Annotated in this window: 12 protein-coding genes; 4 read left to right on the plus strand and 8 right to left on the minus strand. The window is 59.3% G+C overall.

Annotated elements, in window-relative coordinates; translation table 11 throughout:
* Window positions 1-293 precede the first annotated feature (293 nt).
* Together GWE18_RS08765 and GWE18_RS08770 are read right to left on the minus strand one after the other, a co-directional pair.
* Window positions 294-593, minus strand: coding sequence for a hypothetical protein (locus GWE18_RS08765; protein ID WP_275185362.1), 300 nt, complete (start codon window positions 591-593; stop codon window positions 294-296).
* Window positions 594-626: 33 nt separating this feature from the next.
* A complete protein-coding gene (locus GWE18_RS08770; RefSeq protein WP_275185363.1) occupies window positions 627-971 on the minus strand; it encodes a hypothetical protein in 345 nt (114 codons plus the stop codon).
* Window positions 972-1,165: 194 nt separating this feature from the next.
* On the opposite strand from GWE18_RS08770, the gene GWE18_RS08775 reads away from it, so the two are divergent.
* A complete protein-coding gene (locus GWE18_RS08775; protein ID WP_275185364.1) occupies window positions 1,166-4,555 on the plus strand; it encodes an adenylate/guanylate cyclase domain-containing protein in 3,390 nt (1,129 codons plus the stop codon).
* Between the two features lie 106 nt (window positions 4,556-4,661).
* Here the strand turns inward: GWE18_RS08775 and GWE18_RS08780 are convergent, their stop codons facing one another.
* The 5 genes from GWE18_RS08780 to GWE18_RS08800 form a co-directional block, all read right to left on the minus strand.
* Complete coding sequence (locus tag GWE18_RS08780) at window positions 4,662-4,844, minus strand: hypothetical protein (protein WP_275185365.1); 183 nt, start codon at window positions 4,842-4,844, stop codon at window positions 4,662-4,664.
* Window positions 4,845-5,079: 235 nt separating this feature from the next.
* Window positions 5,080-11,547 (minus strand): non-ribosomal peptide synthetase, encoded by a 6,468-nt coding sequence (locus tag GWE18_RS08785; RefSeq protein ID WP_275185366.1) that lies wholly within the window; start codon window positions 11,545-11,547, stop codon window positions 5,080-5,082.
* Window positions 11,548-11,566: 19 nt separating this feature from the next.
* The gene (locus GWE18_RS08790) at window positions 11,567-13,204 is read right to left on the minus strand and encodes an NAD(P)/FAD-dependent oxidoreductase (RefSeq protein WP_275185367.1); all 1,638 of its coding nucleotides are present in this window, start codon (window positions 13,202-13,204) and stop codon (window positions 11,567-11,569) included.
* A 1,527-nt stretch (window positions 13,205-14,731) separates the two neighbouring features.
* A complete protein-coding gene (locus GWE18_RS08795) occupies window positions 14,732-15,121 on the minus strand; it encodes a type II toxin-antitoxin system VapC family toxin (protein ID WP_275185368.1) in 390 nt (129 codons plus the stop codon).
* The gene (locus GWE18_RS08800; protein ID WP_057852821.1) at window positions 15,102-15,383 is read right to left on the minus strand and encodes an AbrB/MazE/SpoVT family DNA-binding domain-containing protein; all 282 of its coding nucleotides are present in this window, start codon (window positions 15,381-15,383) and stop codon (window positions 15,102-15,104) included. The genes GWE18_RS08795 and GWE18_RS08800 overlap by 20 nt, the downstream gene beginning before the upstream one ends.
* A 65-nt stretch (window positions 15,384-15,448) precedes the next feature.
* Between GWE18_RS08800 and GWE18_RS08805 the strand changes: the two genes are divergently transcribed.
* The 3 genes from GWE18_RS08805 to GWE18_RS08815 all read left to right on the plus strand — a co-directional run bounded on the left by GWE18_RS08805 (window position 15,449) and on the right by GWE18_RS08815 (window position 18,434).
* On the plus strand, window positions 15,449-15,760 hold the full coding sequence (locus tag GWE18_RS08805) for a hypothetical protein (protein WP_342804239.1): 312 nt from the start codon (window positions 15,449-15,451) through the stop codon (window positions 15,758-15,760).
* 792 nt (window positions 15,761-16,552) lie between these two features.
* Window positions 16,553-16,864 carry a DUF736 domain-containing protein gene (locus GWE18_RS08810; protein ID WP_275185369.1) on the plus strand — a complete coding sequence of 104 codons (312 nt, stop codon included), beginning with the start codon at window positions 16,553-16,555 and terminating at the stop codon, window positions 16,862-16,864.
* Between the two features lie 379 nt (window positions 16,865-17,243).
* Window positions 17,244-18,434, plus strand: coding sequence for a DUF932 domain-containing protein (locus GWE18_RS08815; RefSeq protein ID WP_275185593.1), 1,191 nt, complete (start codon window positions 17,244-17,246; stop codon window positions 18,432-18,434).
* Window positions 18,435-18,621: 187 nt separating this feature from the next.
* On the opposite strand, the gene GWE18_RS08820 is transcribed toward GWE18_RS08815, so the two are convergent.
* Entirely contained in the window at window positions 18,622-18,873 is a 252-nt protein-coding gene (locus tag GWE18_RS08820; protein WP_275185370.1) for a helix-turn-helix transcriptional regulator, read from the minus strand.
* Window positions 18,874-18,926: the final 53 nt, after the last annotated feature.

The raw sequence follows: 18,926 nt of genomic DNA on the forward strand, positions 1-18,926 counted from the left end.
TATCGGTGACTCTGTGCCCCCGCAACCGTCTCAAATTGCGATATCAAATCGCGCAGATCAGCCACCCCCAACTGGGCGGCCTTTTTGCGCCCGCAGGTTAGCGGCCCGAGACATAGGCGAGCGCGATCCAGAGAAGCCCCCACGGCAGCAGATAGGCGAGCCACAAGATAATAATGGGTAGGCCTACTGATCTAAAGCCGGCGAACGCGATTGCCACGGCAAAGAGCCCTGCAATCAGGTTGAGCCAGGACCATTCGGTCGGGGCCGCAGCAATATTGACAGCGGAGAAATATCTACCCGCTCATTCGATGATTCCGACGAAGGCAAGGTGAGGCACTTTGATGCGCCATGGCAACGAGCACGATCAGGCATCCGAAGAAAATGCCAAAAGCAATAAAGCCGATCCCATGAAATAGGCCCATGATCGCCGTGCCCTGGAACGCCGCAAGGAAGGTGCCTGCGAGCGCCGGCAGGATCTCGCTCTTCATCAACCGCGGAGATGTGAGATAGAACGCCCCAAATCCTGTGCACAAAATTGAAATGAACAGCGTGACGAATGTCACCCGGATGATTGCAAAGGTCCCGGCGGCCATCTTTCGCGGCAGGCTCGGGTACGAATTCGTCGGTCAGATCCAGTATCCGAAGGCTGCAGACAGCAGCAGCGGGAAATAGATCGGTGTCCAGGGTGCGACTTGCGGAATGGGCTGGTCAAAATCGATGCCCCCTAGGACCTTCGGTTCTGTCGCGTAGCCCAGGATCGTGCTCTTGAGGAAGTAGACGAAAAAAAGCGCGAACAGGAGCGAGGCGATTCTTTCGACCCTGGAATCGCGGCATGTCGGAACTCGGCTGCAAGCAGCGCGATCGCGCAGATGGATACCAGTGCTTCGATCGAAGCCGGTTGAGGTACGTAAGCAGGCAATTCCAGACAGCAAAATCCAGGCAGAAGCGGACGGCGTTGAGCCTTGCACCACACTGAGGTGACCTAGGGCAGGAAAACACGGTCTGCCTTCTGGATTGCACGTGGATCAGCCATGGCCTGCCGTACGTTGACAATTTTCATTGTACCCACGCACACTATCAAGCCAGAAATACATAGGATACTGGCCTGGGTCTTAACAACTTCCGTCTGATATACTTGACCCCATGTACAAACTAGGGCGCTACCATGGACGTTGGCAGCTGGCTGCGAAACCTAGGATTGGGACGATACGAGACAGCATTCGTCGCAAACGCGATCGACAGCGACGTACTGACAGAACTGACAGAGGTCGATCTCGAAAGGATGGGGATCCCGCTAGGCGACAGGAAGCGCCTTATGAGAGCCATCAGCGTGCTGGTCGCCGGCCCTCCGCGCGCAGTCACCGGGACGGGTATTGGGCAGAATGGGCAAAACGGCCAAGTCGCTGAACGCCGTCACCTCACCGTGATGATCTGCGATCTAGTCGGTTCGACAGCTCTAACTGCTCGACTTGATCCGGAAGACATGGGTGCGGTGATCGATGCCTACCATGCTGCCTGTGCCCGTATCACGCTGTCCTATGATGGTTTCCTTGCCGATTTCCGCGGAGACGGAATACTGGCCTATTTTGGCTATCCCCGCGCGCACGAGGACGATGCCGAGCGAACCGTACGAGCAGGGCTCGATATTATTGCCGCTGTTGCGCGGCTCGAAACGCGTGCTGGCGAACCTCTCTCGGTCCGCATTGGCATCGCCACCGGGATAGTGGTGGTCGGCGACCGTGGTGGCGAGGGCAAGCTGCGGGAGCATGCTGTGGTCGGGGACGCCCCGAACCTTGCAGCTCGCCTGCAGACGTTGGTCGAGCCAAATACGGTCGTGGTCGCCGAGTCCACGCGCCGGCTGCTTGGGGATCATTTCCTTCTGCGCGATCTCGGCCAGCACGAGCTCAAAGGTATTACCGAACGAGTCAGGGCGTGGGCGGTCGAGGGCTTGCTAGCCTCCGAGAGCCGCTTCAAGGCGGTCCGCCCAACCGGTTTGGCTGATCTCATCGGTCGTGAGGCCGAGATGGATTTCCTGCTCGAACGTCAACGCTTGGCCTGGAAGGGTGATGGACAAATCATTTTGATTTCGGGTGAGGCGGGAATCGGCAAGTCCCGTCTTGCAGCAGCTCTCGCCGAGTGCATCACCAGGCAACCGCACACGCAGTTTCGTTACCAATGCTCACCGTACCATGCCAACAGCGCGCTTCATCCAGTGATTAACCAGTTGGAACGAGCGGCGGGGTTCAAAGCAGACGATACGCCCGAGTTACGACTAGACAAGCTGGAAGCGCTGCTCACGTTAGGTACGACAGAGGTTCAGGCCGTCGCGCCGCTTTTTGCCGCACTGCTATCGATCCCGTCGGGCGGCCGGTATCCCCAACTGGTGTTTAGCCCGGCGCAGCAGCGGCGGCGGACGCTTGCGGCGCTGCTCGATCAGTTCGAGGGTCATGCTCGGCAGCAACCAATCCTATTGCTGATAGAAGACGCGCAATGGGCCGACGATACCTCCTTGGAGCTACTCGATCTCATAGTCGAGCGGGTACGCCAACTCCCGATCCTTGCACTGGTTACCTTTCGACCTGAGTTCGAACCGCCCTGGGCTGGTCTCGCCAATGTCGGCACATTGACGCTCGGCGGGCTCGACCGGGAGAACGTTGAAAGTATAGTTACGCAGGTGGCCGGCGGACGCGCGCTGCCCACCGAGGTGATGAAGCGGATCGTCGACAAGACTGATGGAAATCCGCTGTTCGTGGAGGAACTCACCAAGACCGTTCTGGAAGCGGGTATCCTAGTCAAGCAGACCGACGGCTATCGGCTCAATGGGCCCCTTCCGCCCCTGGCTATCCCGGAGACCCTTCAAGACTCTTTGATGGCGCGGCTTGACAGACTGTACTCCGTAAAGGAGATCGCCCAGGTTGGCGCCGCCATCGGGCGTGAATTCTCTTATTCGTTGATCCGTGCAGTGGTCGCGCGCGACGAGACCGCATTGAAGCATGCACTCATCGAACTTGAGCAGGCAGAACTCGTGTACCGCCAAGGCGAGCCGCCGGAAGCCGTCTACAGTTTCAAACACGCGCTAGTGCGAGATGCGGCCTATGAGACACTGCTCAAGAGCCGGCGGCACCAACTGCACGGTCAAATTGCGCGCACATTAGAGGAGAGCTTTCCCGATGTGGTAACGGGCGAGCCGGAAATCTTGGCGCACCATTTCACTGAAGCCGGCATCATTGACCTCGCCACCAACTACTGGCTCAAGGCTGGGAATCGCGCACTCAGCCGCTCAGCAAACGCTGAAGCCGTCAAACATCTTAGACGGGGGATAGAGCTTACGAAGGAATTATCACAGTCGCCCGAACGCGTTCGCAAAGAATTGGATCTTTACCTGGCCCTCGGACCGGCAGTGGCGGCGACCGAAGGCGATGCCGCTCACGAAACGTCAAGGGTATTTTCACACGCTCGCGACCTGCTGGGCGATGGTGGCACTCTGAAGGAACAGATGACGATCCTCTGGGGTACCTACTTGGCTCACATCATGCGGGCGGAGTATACCGCGGCGCTCGAAGATGCTCGGCAATGCCTGGCCTTAGCGGCAAATCATAAGCATCCCGGAGTATCGGCGCTTGCAAACCGGTTTATGGGCCAGACGTTGCATTTTATGGGCGCTTTCGTTGATGCGCGTGCTCATCTGGAGCGGACGCTGGCACTGTGCGCGACCAATCCAGAGACGATTGCGACTTATCGCCGTTTCGGCGTCGACGATCAAGTTCATGCCCTGTCGTTCCTCGCATCAATACTTTTGCTTCTCGGCTATCCGGAGCAGTCCGCCGCTGCAGCGGAAAAAGCCGAGAATCGTGCCCGAGCGATAGGACTCGCTTTCACGACCGCCTTAGCTTTAAGCAACATGGCTGTCCTCGGCACGATAGGTGGTGATCAACGGCGGGCCCTAACCAACGCTGATGAAGCGATAGCCATCAGCGTCGATAACGAATTTGCAAGTACCACTCAACGAGCGCGTTTCTTTCGAGGCGCTTTGTTGGCCCTGGTCGGTGATCCCCAACTTGGGATCGAACTGATGCGAAGTGCTCTGGTGGCAGCCGAAGGCAACTTTGAACGGAACCGTCGGACCCTTTATCTTGGCCATATCGCTTTTGCTCATGCGAGCCTCGGTCAGCCTGAAGTTGGCCTTGGTTTGCTCGATGAAGCTATCCAACTTGCCGAAGCAACAAGCGAAAAGTTTTTCGAAGCTGAACTGTATCGTCGGAGGGGCAAGATTCTCCTGAGCTTGGGCAAGAAAGGCGAGGCGGAAGCTGAACTGCAGCGCGCATTGACGATTGCGCGGCAACAGCAGGCCCGTTGGTGGGAGTTGCGCGCCGCCGCCGATCTCGCGAGGCATTGGCACGACGAAGGCAGATACGTTGAGGCTATTTCACTTCTGCAGCCAATTTACAGCTGGTTCGTCGAGGGTTTCGACACGCCAGATCTGAAAGATGCCAAAGCCCTCTTGGACAAGCTAGCGGACCTGGCAGGCACGCAAATTCAAAACGACCAGGGGTAACGCCTATGAATGGCGCCAGTGTCATTCGCGCATAGGCTTGACCTAAGAGCCAAAGTCCCTGGTCGAAGATTTTGGACCGCGCACGATGGTTGCGCGGTCAGGACGATCAACGCTTGCCTTTCGCGGATTTCTTGCGCTTCCGCTTAAGCTTGTTGAGGGCTGCCTCGACGTCGCCAAGCGCTTTCTTAAGGTCACCTTTTCGCGTCGTAAGAATTGCCCGCAGTTCGGACTTCTGCCTGGAGGTCAACTCGCAGTCTTCGATCAACTTCATAATATTGGTGAAAGCCATTGTTTTACACCTCTGGTCGCGGGAGCTGAACAATCGAAAAATTAACAAATCTATCGTCTATTATCAGGAGATTGTAGTCAAACGCCTTTCAGTAAGTTGCTCTTAGTAGGTCATCGGGAACAGGAGCTGGGTTAGGTCAGATCATTGTTGGTTGGCCTTTTCGCGAACCGGGCATGGGGTTGATCCGCAGCAATCGTTTCTTGGCTTTTGCGCGATCGGCGTTCGACATCATTGCTCAACGATCCGTCAACACGCCAAGTGATATCTCAGGGTTTGCGACGGCTTTGGCCAAGATCGCCTTGTATTCCGCGATCCAGTTCTGGAGAGTGTTCGCCTCGAACAGGCCGACCTTGTAGGTGCAAGAGCCAGTAAGGCCTGACGGTTTCTCCTTGAGACTCAACGTAAGCCAAGTGCGATCGATAGGCAGGGCCGGCTGCCCTTCCGTGTGAGCGCTTCCGAATGATTGGGCCACCACGTCGGGCAGCTCAAGTGGCCGGCGAATCGCGTTCTGAAGAACGAAAAACACTTGAATAAGCGATGCTGGATCCGCATCGTCTTCTTCCGCCAGCCGCGCGGCAAGGATCTCGAAGGGAAACTCCTGCCTCGCGTAGGCCTCCAGGACAGAATCGCGCACGCGACTGAGCGCTTCGCGAAATGACAGATCCGAATCCATTTGGGTTCGGATCAACGTGGTGTTTTCCATCGGCCCGATAACGCGCTCTGTCCACTGCTGAGTGCGGTTGGCCATTGCAGTGGCGACGCAAATGTCACCGCGTCCCGTCCGAGCCAACAGCATAGCTTTGAAACCGGCCAGCAAGGTCATGAAAAGGGTCCCTCCTTGGCTACGGCTCAGGGCGCTCAGACGAACAAGCAAATCACTCGACAGATGAAACAGTTCGTGGGCAATGCGCGAGGTCAGCAGCGCGCCTGCGGCGCCAACATCTGTGGTGAAAACAGGTGAAGCCTCGCGCAAGTGATCCTTCCAATAGGCGAGCTGCCGGGTCGCTGATTCGGTAGTACACCACCGACGCTGCCAGTCAGCGAAGTCGGAAAACTGAAACGCTTGCGGCGGCAACTGCACTTGTCGACCGGCCGCAAACGCGGAATAGGCCTCCGCGACCTCCTCAAAGAAGATCCCGATGGACCAGCCGTCGACGATGATATGATGTAGGATCAGTAGCAAGACGTGGTCGTCGGGACCGAGCCGCAATAGGTGCGTCCGGAATAACGGCGCGCGCGTCATGTCGAAGGGTTTCCAGGCTTCTTGCGCTGCTCGCAGCTCCGCTTTTTTGAGCAGGAGTGCCCTGACTCGGTTGTTTCCGGCAGATGTCCCTATAGCAAGGTCTTCGATGCCGAGGGGTGAAACGAGGTCAGAGGCTGGCATGACGAAGGGGACGGGCCGCTCGCCCACCCAGCTAAAGCCCGTGCGCAACGAATCGTGCCGACGAACGACCTCAACCAGGCTCCGTTCAAGCGCCGGGACGTTTAGCGGTCCCTGCAACCGATAGGCGAAAGGTAAGTTGAACTGGGGCAGGCCCGGCAATTCTCGCTCGATCCTAAGCACATGCTCCTGCAGGATGGAGATCGCCGGGCGACCATCTCTCTCAACGCGCGCAATTTCGGGCCGTGACTCGGTTGATTGTGTCGCGCGTGCCTCGTCTATCCGCCGGGCCAGCGCCTCGATTGTAGTTGCCTCAAAGAGCGCCCGAATAGGCAACGAAACGCGGAAGACATTTGCGACCCGCGCCAGGACCCGTCCGGCCAGGAGCGAATGGCCGCCCAAATCGAAGAAGTCGCTAAAAATGCCGACTTCCTCGACCTCAAGCAAATCTGCCCATATGCCGGCCAGGACCTCCTCGGTAGAGTTTCGTGGCGCTACGAACTCGCCCTCTGTTAGAGTCAGCCGGCCGCGGATCGCTAACAACGCGGCACGATCGAGCTTGCCATGGGGCGTCAACGGCATGTGATCCAGGAAGCAGTAGCCCGCGGGGATCATGTGGGCCGAAAATCGCGTCTTGAGGAAATCGGTAAGCTCGTTGGCCTTCGGTTGCCCGTCGGCAGCTCCGACAATGTAGGCAACCAGTCGCACCTCACTCTCGACTTCCCGCGCCACTACGGCGGCGGATTGGACCTTTGAGTGCTCCAAGAGAATATGCTCGATCTCCTCGAGTTCGACCCTGCGGCCACGGATCTTGACCTGATGGTCGATGCGCCCGAGGCATTCCAGGGTACCGTCGGCCCGCCAGCGCGCCAGATCCCCAGTCCGGAACAGGCGCGCGCCGGGGCGTTTCGAAAACGGATCGCGCAAGAATCTGTGTCGGGTCTGTTCTAGGTCATTGAGGTAACCGCGACCCACGCCGACGCCGGCCACATACAGCTCACCCGCAACGCCGATTGGCACCGGCTGCAAGTGGGAATCCAACACATAGAGGCGCGTGTTTGCTATGGCGCGACCTATCGGCACGTTTGCGGTTGAAGTCGGCGGCCCCGTGAGGCGATGCGTTGCCACGTCGTCAGAAGCTTCGGTCGCCCCGTACGCGTTGATGATGGGCACGGCTGGAAAATGCCGGAACCAATCACGACAGAGATCCGGCGCGAGGCTTTGGCCTGTGGATATCAGCGCTCGAAGTCGGCTCAGCGTATGAAAGGCGGGCTCGTTGGCTACCCTCCGGAGGATTTCACGCAACAGCGCCGGCACAATTTGCAGAAGGGTTATCCCCTCGCGAGAGATCTCGTTCATGAGCAAAGCCGGATCCCGCACCACCTCGTCGGCGCAGACGTGGACGCGCGCGCCTACGAGAGGGGCAGCGAGAAACTGCCAGACGGAGATGACGAAGCTCTGGGGCGATGTTTGAGCGACCACGTCTGAGGCTGACAATCCGAAGTTGGCGATCGTGGAAAGTAGGTGGTTGAACATGCCCCGCCGCTCAATCATGACTCCTTTCGGAGCGCCCGTCGAGCCAGAGGTGTAGATTAAGTAGGCCAAACTTGAGGGCGTCCTGCCGACCGCAGGCATCGAGTCATGAGAGATTGCCGTATTAAGCTTTTCGAGAATCAGTATTCGAGGGCGCTCTCTGCGACGCAACCCGGATAGCGTCATTTGCAGCGCCGCCGCACAGTCTTGCGTGGTCAGTACGACGCGTGCGCAGCTGTGCTGGATGATCTGTGCCAGCCTCGCGGCGGGCATCGTTGGGTCCAGAGAAAGAAATGCACCGCCCGCCCGCTGCACCGCGATCATTGCAGCCAGCAAGTCAATACCGCGTTCAGCGAACAAGACAACCACTTCATCACGGCAGATGTCCTCACGACAGAGCCGACCGGCAATGGCAGAGGCCCGGCTTGCGAGCTCAATATAACCGAGCCGAACCCGCCCGACGGAAACCGCCACGGCGTCTGGAGTGCTCTCGACCTGCCTGTCGAAGCGTTCGGAGAAAGTGCTGAGGCGGGGCAGCCTGGTCTCGGTCTGATTCCAATCCACAACGACTTGCTTCCGTTCGGCTACCGGCAAAAGCGGCAGACGAGAGATCCGTTGATCGGGATTTGCGACAATTGACTCCAGCAGCGTGCGGAAATGTGCCGCCATTCGCTTAATCGTACCAGCCTCAAAGAGTTCGGTGCTGTACTCGAGCCAGCCGTTCAGACGCCCATCCTCGTCAATGAGTTCGAGCAACAGATCGGACCGCGCAATACCAGGGTCAGCGTCAATAGAGCGGGCGGATAGTCCATGGAGGGCCAGGCGTGTCAAAGATGCCTTTTGCAGAATGAACATCACCCGAAACAAAGGATTGCGATCCAGGCTGCGGGGCACACGGAGTGCCTGCAGAATTTCTTCGATCGGCAGTTCCTGGTTTCGATAAGCATCCAACGTCACCTGCCGAACACGCCGCAGCACCTCACTGAATGAGGGGTCGCCGGATAGATCGGTACGAAGAACGACCGCATTGGCAAACATCCCGATAAGTCGCTCAGTTTCGATCTGATTGCGGTTGGCAATGAGCGACCCAACCGCGATGTCCTCGTGCTGTGTGTACCGGCAGAGAAGGCACTGAAACGCGGCGAGGAGTGTCATGAACAAGGTGGCATTGTGGGTTCGGCTCAACGACTTGATGCCGCCGGACAAGGTCTGAGACAACGTCAGCGGCAGCCTAGCGCCGCGCCCTGTCCACGTATTCGGACGGGGCCAGTCCGTTCGCAGCGGGAGTTCAGTCAACCCTTCGAGTCGCCCACGCCAGTAGTTAAGCTGGGCCGCCGCGGCGGACGTTCGTAGCCACGCGCGCTGCCATTCTACGAAATGTCGGTATTGGAATGGGATCTCGGGAAGTTTGGCAGGAATCCCTTTTGATCCGGCGTTATAAAGTACTTCGAGTTCTTCCAGAAATAGCCGCTGCGACCACCCGTCTGTGATCAGATGATGAAGCTTGATCAGCAGGGCATAGTCATATTCGTCAAGTCTCAGTAGCTGCGCCCCTATGGGCGGCTCCCTTTCAATGTCGAAGGGTTGCTGCAGCAACTCCCATGTCCGCGATTGAATCGCGCCGGCTCGCTTGGGCTCGGGCAGCGGTCGGAGGTCAAAGCGCTCCAGGCAAGGCCGAACTGTCGTGACCGTTTGCATCGGTTCCCCTAGACGTTCCATGAAGATCGATCTTAATGCCTCATGGCGCTCACCGATTGTCGCGACGCTCGCCTCAAGAAGGTCAGGATCGAGCGGTCCAGACAGAAGCACGCCGGCCACGACGTGGAACTTGTGTTCGATCCTATCTATCCCGCTAAGGACGTAGATTCTTTGTTGCTGGAGCGACAGCCGGCCGCGGCTATCCGCCGCGATGTCGCGTAAGCCAGGGGGCGCGATGTCGTCCTTCTTCGATGGCTCGATCAGGGCCGCTAGAGACGCAACGGTTGGCGCATCAAAAACATCCCTGAACGAGCAATCGACACCGAAGCGTGCCCGCAGGCGCGAAAGCAGCTGCGCCACCGTGAGGGAATCGGCGCCGAGCGCGAAGACGTCTTCATCGACCCCGACCTCATTGAGTTCCAGGAGATCCGCCCAGAGTTTGGCCAGTTGCCACTCAGTCTCCGAGCGAGGGGCCGCCAAATGGGCGTTGCGCTCTACGCGTGACCTCGGCGTCGCTATCGAAAGCAAGGTGGCGAGTTCACCGCGAACGATCGTGCTGTCGGGGCCTGACGGGATCGCCGGCACAATGCGGATCAGGCCGGGCACCTTGAACCGCGCAAGGTGCTCGCTCGCGAACCGCCGGAGCTGCTGTGAGCTGATCTTGGCCCCCGCCCGCAGAACAACAGCCACAGCGACGTCTTCTCCAAGTCGCGTATGGGTAATGGGAAAAGCTACGGCTTGGGCAACGTTGGGGTGGCTCAAAAATGCCCTTTCCACCTCGGCAGGTGAAACCTTCTGCCCACCACGGTTGATTACATCCGCTTTCTTGATGCGACCGAGCAGAAATAGATATCCCTCGGTGTCCATGTAGCCGAGATCGCCGGTTCGGAACCAACCGCCCTGAAAAGCGGATTCTGTAGCAACCTCGTTGTTGTCATAGCCCCTCGCGACGGTCGGGCCTCTTAGAGCGACCTCTCCACGTTCCCCGGCGGGTAATGGTCGGCCCTCGCTGTCCATGACAGCGATCTCGACCCCGGTGGGCTTGCCAACAGATCCGGGCTTCCGTCGTTCGAGAGGGTTCGCGGCTATCTGGCTCGCAGCTTCCGTCATGCCGTAGGTCTCGACTACGGGAACACCAAAAAGCTCTTCCAGCTCGTCAAGCACGTCGGTTGGCAAAGATGCAGAAGCGGACCGGATAACTCGCAGGGATGATAGCCGGCTGTCGCGCTTGTGGCGGCGTGCCGCCGATATCAACGCTCGATGGATTGGCGGGACTGCTGTGTACCAAGTGGGTCGAAATTTGGTCAGCCAGCCGAAGAAAGCCAAAGCATCGAAGGCGGGCGGGCATACAACGCTGGACCCAGCGGCCAGCGCAGTCAGCAGTCCCGAGATGAGGCCATGCGCGTGAACCAGCGGCAGAACGTTCAACAATCGGTCTTGGGGTTCAAGCACCAAGGCTGCGCCTGCGTTATACGCCGACCGACAAACGCTGGCCTGGCTCAAAGGGACCAGCTTCGGCTGCGCCGTGCTGCCCGAGGTCAATAGGATAAACGCGTCGTTAGCGTCGGCCGCCAGTTCGCCGACGACGGCAGGTCGCGCCGCCGGACAAACAAGGCTGAAGGCACCGAGCACCTCGCGGGATCGGTGCGACAGATCGATGACAGGTATGCCGAGGCTATATGCGACACCGCGGCTCGCCGAATCCACGTCGGGGTGCGTCAAGAGCGCTGCTACCCGGAGATCGCCGAAATAGCGTCGCCATTCGTTTGCGGCAAAGCCAGGGTGAAGTGGCACACAAACCGCGCCAGCGGCGACCGCTATTGTTGCCACCGCAGCATCCGCTCCGCCAGGCAACACAACCGCTACGCGGTCACTTCTACCGATACCCAGGTCGCGCAACTCACGAACAATTTCGTTCGTTCGGGCCCAGAGCGCGCCATATGTCAGCGATTCGCGCCCGGGCGCTAGAATGGCAGGGTGGTTAGGCGATATTCGTCCATAGTGGGCAAGAAGATCTCCGAGGCAGGCAAAGACGTGTTGCCCGGCCTCGCCCGCGTCCTGGCGCGGCAACGCTTTTGTAACCTTTGGCAACGCAGTCCCTCTCTCAATTTCACTTGGCGCGCTGGCGCCGTTTCACTCGTGTTTTTGTTCCTTTGAGCAGTCTCCGGGCGATCGCGCGCTTCGCACGGACGCGTTGCCGGGAGATAGTGGCGGCAGGTTCATCGGTTGAATTTCGCGACTGGAGTGCGCCGCGAAACGCGGCGAGCATGGCTGGGCCGAGCTGATCGATCACTTTGTCGGAACTGAGTGCTTCGGTGCCGAGATGGCTGACCCATGCGTACGCACTTTCAAGCGTTTCCAATTCAGGCGCCGCATAGGTGAGAAGATCTTGATAATATGCGGCGGAATCCTCCCGAAACAGGTCCCGCGCCAAACCGTTCACCAGTCGGCGCACCCCATACTTTATTCCAGTAATAGCCGCTCCCGTTAAACCTAGACTAGGCATAGCTCCGAAGCTGAAATTGTGCAGTCGACCGAGGAAAGGAGCGCTTCCGGGCTGCCGCTCCATGAATTCAAATGCTGCGCCAAGATAAGGGTAGCGTGCGAGCAGATCACTTTCCTCACCGGGCGGAGGCGTGAATCGGTCGCGCCAAAGGGCAATTTGGTGAAGGATCGGCGCAAGCTCTGAGCGGGCCGAAAGGTCTGTCTCAACGCCCGTAGCAAAGATGATGAAGTCAAATGCGAAGGTGCCAGCGCTGGTTTCGACTGTCGCGACGTCTGCTTCGTCACGAACCGATTTCCATGCGCAATCGGCATGCCACGCGAAATTTTCAAATCTGCGGCAGCGCCAAAATGTATCTTGAGTGGGTGGTACCGGAAGCTCCTCCAGAATGTGGCGCATGAAGCGCCAGCGTTCCAGGTCTGACAATTCTCCAAAATGGCCGAACATGCCCGCGAAGTTCATCCAGATGAGGGGGTTGACCCGGGGAATGGCTGAGCGACGGAAGCAAAGGTCCACCCGAGCGGCGCCGGCTTCAAGCGCGCTAGCCGCGTTGTCGAAGGCGGAAGCCCCCACGCCGAGTACGCCAACGCGCTTTCCCGTAAGTTTACGGAAGTCTATGTCATCAGCCGAATGGGCATAACGCTCCGCCGGGAGATCAGCGACAAGAGCCCGAGGAGCCCGCCAACTTCCGCTACCATCGAAACCAGTTGCGAGGACGATCTTTCGCGTGTGGACGCGTTCGATCCGGTCCGGGCGGCGGAGATGAGCCAAGAGGAAATCGCCGTCAGGCTCGATCGACGTGAGCTCAACCTCGTTTTCGACGATTATGTCGAGAACATCGCGGTACCAGTCGAGATACGAGCGCCATATCTCCTGAGATATTTTGTCGATGCGCTCCCATGCCCGGCGGCCGAATTTCGCCTCATACCACGCGCGGGCCGTGAGACTTGGGATGCCGAAATCGATGCCAGTCACTTCCTTTGGAGTCCGTAACTCCTTCATGCGGGCAAATCGGCGCCAGGGCCCTTCGAGCCCACGCGGACTCCGGTCGATAACTCTGATATTTGTGATCCGCTCAAGCCTCAGACCTAACGCGGTCGCAAGTCCGCTTTGGCCACCGCCGACAATCAGCACATCCAGGACCGGAACACCGTCCTTAGAGTGTGGCAAAGTCCACTCTCGAGGGGGATAGCTTAGATACGTCAGCTCGCGCCGCACCCGATCCGAGAGCTGGGTAACGTTCATGTATTTGCCCCCGCTACAAGGCCGCAAATGGCGGCCATGCTTGATCAGCTAACGCGGTGTCAGTTGCTGTCGAGTCGTTTCAAATTCCGTGGTGCATTGTCTTCTTAAATCAGTCGTGCGCAGGCCTCAGCCGATCGCCGCATCCCGACAATCCCGATGCATTCCCGGCACGGAGTATGAAATGCATCAGAATAATCCGCTGGATGCAAGGGCCTTGCCGACGTGGTCGAGCTCGTGATCGTGCCCCGGGCTAATGGCGAGCAGTGAGGCCGCCTGCGTCTCGGTTCACGATGCCAACCGACTTGGCTCGAACTCACTCCTCGATATCATCGTGTTCGGACGCGGCGGCGCTGCGGGCGACGGAGCGCCTGCGCCGAGGGGAAGGCCATCCGACGCTCCGGGACGAGGCGAGCGATCGCGCCGTTGCAAGGCTCGACCGCATCAAATGGTCGAAGGGCAAGAGTGGAGCCGGCGCGATCAGGCTGGCGATGCAGCGGACCATGCAGCGACATTGTGCGGTGTTCCGCACTGGCTCGTTGCTGGAAGAAGGCGCGGACACGCTTGCGGACGTCATCGCGATGATGCGGGATGACCTGGGCGTCGCCGACCGGTCCATGATGCTTAGTACGGATCTCATCGAGGCGCTCGAGCTCGACAACATGTTGGCGCAGGCAAGCGTCAGTCTGCGTTCGGCGATCGGCCGCACCGAGAGCCCGGGGCGCTCATGCACGCGAGGACTTCGCAAAACGGGACGACGAGAAGTGGCTCAAGCACACGCTGTCATGGCTCGACCTGGATGGGCGGGTGCGCCCCGGCTACCGGCGGACCCTCCTGCAACGGCACCGTTGGCCTTGATAGGCACCTTACGGCTTGCTGCACTCGGATAGGCCATTGAAATCGCAACAAAAGCGACCGTACTCCGAGCGCACCACAACCCACGTCCAGCGCTGAAATCGCGTTGGGTTGCGGCTTCCACGATAGTGGATTTCGCGCTGCACGAAATCCTGACTCGAGACACTGCAGTCTGATCGTCCCTCGGCGATCGAGACTGTCATTCCGACAAGGGAAAACCCACTGCAAATTCAATGCAGGTTGGACGACACATTTGTCGGAATAGACATTGATTTTCCAACAAGATCATACGCCTCTTAATCAACGGCTCTGTCGGAACTGCATCCTCCACTTAGGCAAGCACTGACCCAATGCTTGTGGAGCGACTGTCTTTGAGACGAGCACCGATCCGATCGAAAGACCACACAGCCCAGTCTGGCAATCTTGAGCATCGTATCCATGCTTGGGTTCCGCGAAAGCATGCGGTGAAAGAAAGAAGTGGTCTGGATTTGCCGCGGACTCCGTTGCGCAGACCTCGTCTCTGCGAGCAGTCCGGTTTTAGCCTCTCCGGCGGCGCTCCCGACTCTGTGCCAGCATCAGTGCCGTCCTGGGCGCGTGAACGTCGCATGTCTCTCTCGTGAATCGCACGGTTCTGGTCTTCAGGCCAAACTCTGTGCAATCACTGCGAGCGAGGTGTCAGGGCGCCCGCACCTTGATGCCGCCGAGGGCGTTAGCGGCTTTGGCGAAATCCTGGTCAAAGCTGACGAAGGCCTCACAGCCTTCCGCCTTGGCCAGATGCAGGCCATCCGCAAAGTCCACGCCCTGCCGCATCCAGCCCAATGCCTTCGCCGCGGCGGTAGCATCTTCCAGACTCGTGCGCGGCAGCCCCGCGAAATCGGAGAGGGCCTTGGCGCATTGGGCAGCGGAAAACCCATAGACGCTCCTCAGCACCCACTCCGTCTCTAGCAGGACTGTGGTGCAGACGAAGACGTCATTGTTGTCGATTAGTCGGCGTGCCCGGGCAGCCTGTCCGGGATCGTCGCCCACCAGATAGCGGACGATGAGATTAGTATCGATTGCGAGCATGCCGCCGTTTCGCCTCGGCGGCGATCCCTGCCTCCATATCCGCGATCGACTTTGCTGGCCCCTTGTAGGATAGGGAGCCGAATACGTCTTTCGGCCGGGTGGACGCAAAAGCGGGCTTCGCCTTCAGCAATACGCCCTCGGGGGTATCCTCCACCATCAGTTCCGTTCCGGCAGGCCAGTGCCGCTGTTCTCGGATCGCCTTGGGCAATATCACTTGGCCCTTGGTCGAGACGGTGGTGGTCATCTTCTGCTTGGCGGACATGGCGGCTTCATCCGGTAAGATAAAAGTAAGATAGTCGGGCCTGGGCCGGATGGCAAGGTCTATCCATGTCACTCGATCACGATAGCCGACTGGCGCTGTTCGCTCACTGCGTTGTCCTGACCGTCAATGCAGTTAGATTGCCGTGGGACCGTAGGCCCCGGGCGATTGCGACCGCGGATCGTCTGGCGGAAGCCGTCTCGCTCGACATGAACGGGCATTGGCCGCCGCCCGCGCAGAGCTATCTCGAACGCGTCACCAAGGCACGCATTCTGGAAGCCGTGCAGGGAGGCGTGAGCTACGAGGCGGATATGAAGAAGTTCGACATGGCGGAAGCGGCCGAGCAATTGCTGGCCCCGATGGATTGGCTGCCTGCCTAGCTAAGGACGGCTAAGCCTGCCGCGGAACAGGCCGATATGCCGACAGTAGAACGCAGCGATACCTACTCGCAGGCTGCAGAGTGAATTCCAGCGGGGGCGGCGTTAGCGGCCCCGGCTGACTGCCAAGAAATTCGGCCGCGCGCCTGTCCGGCGCGCGCCGATCCAACGGGCGGCAAGGCTGCACTTCGCTTAAGCCCTCCCGGTGAAGCAGGCGCAATCCCTCGCAGATGCACCGTTTGTCGCTGGCATTGGTGTGATCACCGTGTTGCCGACCTCTGATCGGCGAGGCGAGGTTTTCGCAAATGCTCCATTGTCGGACGATTACGAGCCCTTGGATTGTCTTTCGGCGGGATTTGCCTCGGGTCGCCTTCGATCCCCTGCGACAGAATGCGAAAGCGCTTGCTCGCGTTTGCCCCGACGCGCCGTCATGGCCGATCACGCGCATCAGTCAGCATGTACTCGACCGGTCAAGCTGCGTCCTTGTGCTGAGGCGCTACCGGCAGCCATGGTAGTCTCCGTCAGTTCGTTCATGGCTTGCGACCAACGCAACCTCGAATGGGCTGATCAGGCCCGAGGGCCGGCCAAAGGCCTCGATCGCCTTCCCGCAACGGCTCCGCCTGCTTTTTTCCCCTGCCGCGAAGCGGCATTCCTCGCGGGAAGTAAAAAAAAGCAGGCTTACGCCGTTCTCCGCTTACGCTGCGAGCCCAAGGGCTGCGGGCCGATCGCTCCCCGGGCCAAGGATCGCCATCGAGGCCGCGATGGGCGCAGCCCGAGCAACAAACGGAGACTACCATGGCTACCATCGGCACCTTCACCGCGTCGGACAACGGCTTCATCGGTTCGATCAAAACGCTGACGCTGAACATCAAGGCAAGGTTCGCCCCGTCCGAGAAGGACAACGACAAGGCGCCCGACTATCGCATCTTCGCCGGCGTCACCGAATTCGGCGCCGCCTGGAAGAGGACTGCCCGCGACAGCGATCGCGAGTATCTCTCGGTCAAGCTCGACGATCCGACCTTTCCGGCACCGATCTACGCCTCGCTGGTAAAGATCGAGGGCGACGAAGGCTTCACCCTGATCTGGTCCCGCCGTAGCGGCGACTGATCCCTACGGGGTCACTAGCCCCGCCTCTCAGGAGGCGGGGCTTCTTTGTGTCTCTGGTCTGCTTTGCGTGGAAGCAAGAGGGAGCATTTCTTATTTGAAGGGCGACTAAGGGCTCCGCCCTCGCGCGGGCAAGGGTGAAGCACGCCATGCGTGCCGGCCGGACGGGTTTCCCCGGTCTTCCGCGCCGCAAAGGATCTTCATGGATGATGTGGTTATCAGGCGCGTGCAGACGCGCGCGTGGTCGCGCGCCCTTGTCAGGCGGGTGATCCCCCTCCGCGTCCAGCCGCCCTTGCCCTTGCTACCCCAGGTCTCGCCGACGGGCAGGGTTGCAGCGCAGCGCTGCGCTTCAACCTCAGCCCAAAGGAGAAAGACCATGAACATGATGACCCTGTCTCAAAGTGAGCAGCCTGTTTCCGGTGGCTTCCGCGTGGACGTATCGCGTGGCCAGCGCATTGGCCGTGTTTCCTCGGAATGGTTTGCGCGCCCCGATGACGAACGCTTTCTGAACCTTTCCGATCTGTATGAAGCCGTGCGGGGCAGGGCGGAACGCGCGCAGGCGCGGACGGTGGAAAGCCGGACCATTCGGGTGGAAGCGAGCCGGGATAGTTCAGAACGGCTTGCCTTGATGGTGCCGGGACGTGACGAACAGGTCATGCCAACGCATTGGAGTTTCGGCCAGTTGTGTACGCTGGTCGGCGCGCCAACCTCCTATTTGCGGCAGCTTCCCGCGGCCTTGTCGGCCATCAACCTGCAACACGGCTTGCTCTCCCATCGCGCCGAACTCGTGAAAACCCTGGAATCCGATAACGGACGTGTCGAACTTCGCGCCGTGACCGGGCCGGATTACGGCCGCATCTGGGATCATGAACTGGTCGCCGCCGTTATGAAAATCGCAGGCAATGGCAATGGCGACACAAGGTGGAAGGTGCCGGGCGTGATGGATTGGAGCACCATGACCCACAACCCCTTTGTGGACGTGACCAAGGACACAACCACGCTTTACGCCAGCGACCGCGACGTGTTTCTGTTTCTGGTCGACGACACCAATCCGATCGAGGCGGGGCGCTTATCGGACGGCTCACCGGATTTGTATTTTCGGGGATTTTACTGCTGGAACAGCGAAGTCGGCAGCAAGACGCTCGGAATTGCCAGTTTTTACCTTCGCGCCGTCTGCATGAATCGCAATCTATGGGGCGTCGAGAATTTCGAACAAATCACCATCCGTCATTCCAAGTTCGCGGCCCAACGCTTCGCACACGAGGCGGCACCGGCCTTGACCAGCTTTGCCAATTCTTCGCCCGCGCCATTCGTTGCCGGTATCAAGGCCGCTCGGGGGCGGATCGTTGCCCGAACGGATGAGGACCGGGACAGCGTCTTGCGCAAAGGCGGGTTTTCCAAATCGGAGACCGCGAGGATTATCGAAACTGTCCTCGGAGAAGAAAACCGGAAACCCGAAAGCGTCTTTGACTTCGTGCAAGGCATCACCGCCTTGGCCCGGACCAAATCCCATCAGGATGCGCGGCTGGAACTCGAAGGTAAGGCAAAGCGCTTGATGGAACGCGCAATCTAGAAAGCGGGCCGCGCAATTGAATGCAATTGCGCGGCCACTTTTCCATTTCGTGCACAGGCGCCCCAAGTGCGCCGCCGCCGATCCCGCAAGCGGATCGGCGGCGGCGACGCGTATCTGCACCGGCGCTCGCCGGACCTTTGGCCCGGCTCGCGGAAACGACTGGCCCGACTATTGCTGTGTTTTGCATTCAATCGTTAGCTGGACTGCGACCCTTCTTCGCCGCTGTTGGCGCTGGTCGTTTGAGAAGGTCACTAACCTCGACATTGAGGACGCGCGCAATCCTATCCAGGACATCGATACTCGCCGCGTAAACGCTTCGCTCAAGCGAGCTGATATAGGTGCGGTCGATTCCAGCACGATGCGCGAGTTCTTCTTGCGAGATGCCTCTCGCCGCCCGAAGCTTCCTCAAGTTGAGCGCCAATATCTCTCGGATATCCATGCCCGAGAGCGCAACGACTTGAAGAGTATTTAATCACGGAGTATTTTCTACAA

It is taken from the genome of Bradyrhizobium sp. CSA112, assembly GCF_029051645.1.
Classification (GTDB): domain Bacteria; phylum Pseudomonadota; class Alphaproteobacteria; order Rhizobiales; family Xanthobacteraceae; genus Bradyrhizobium.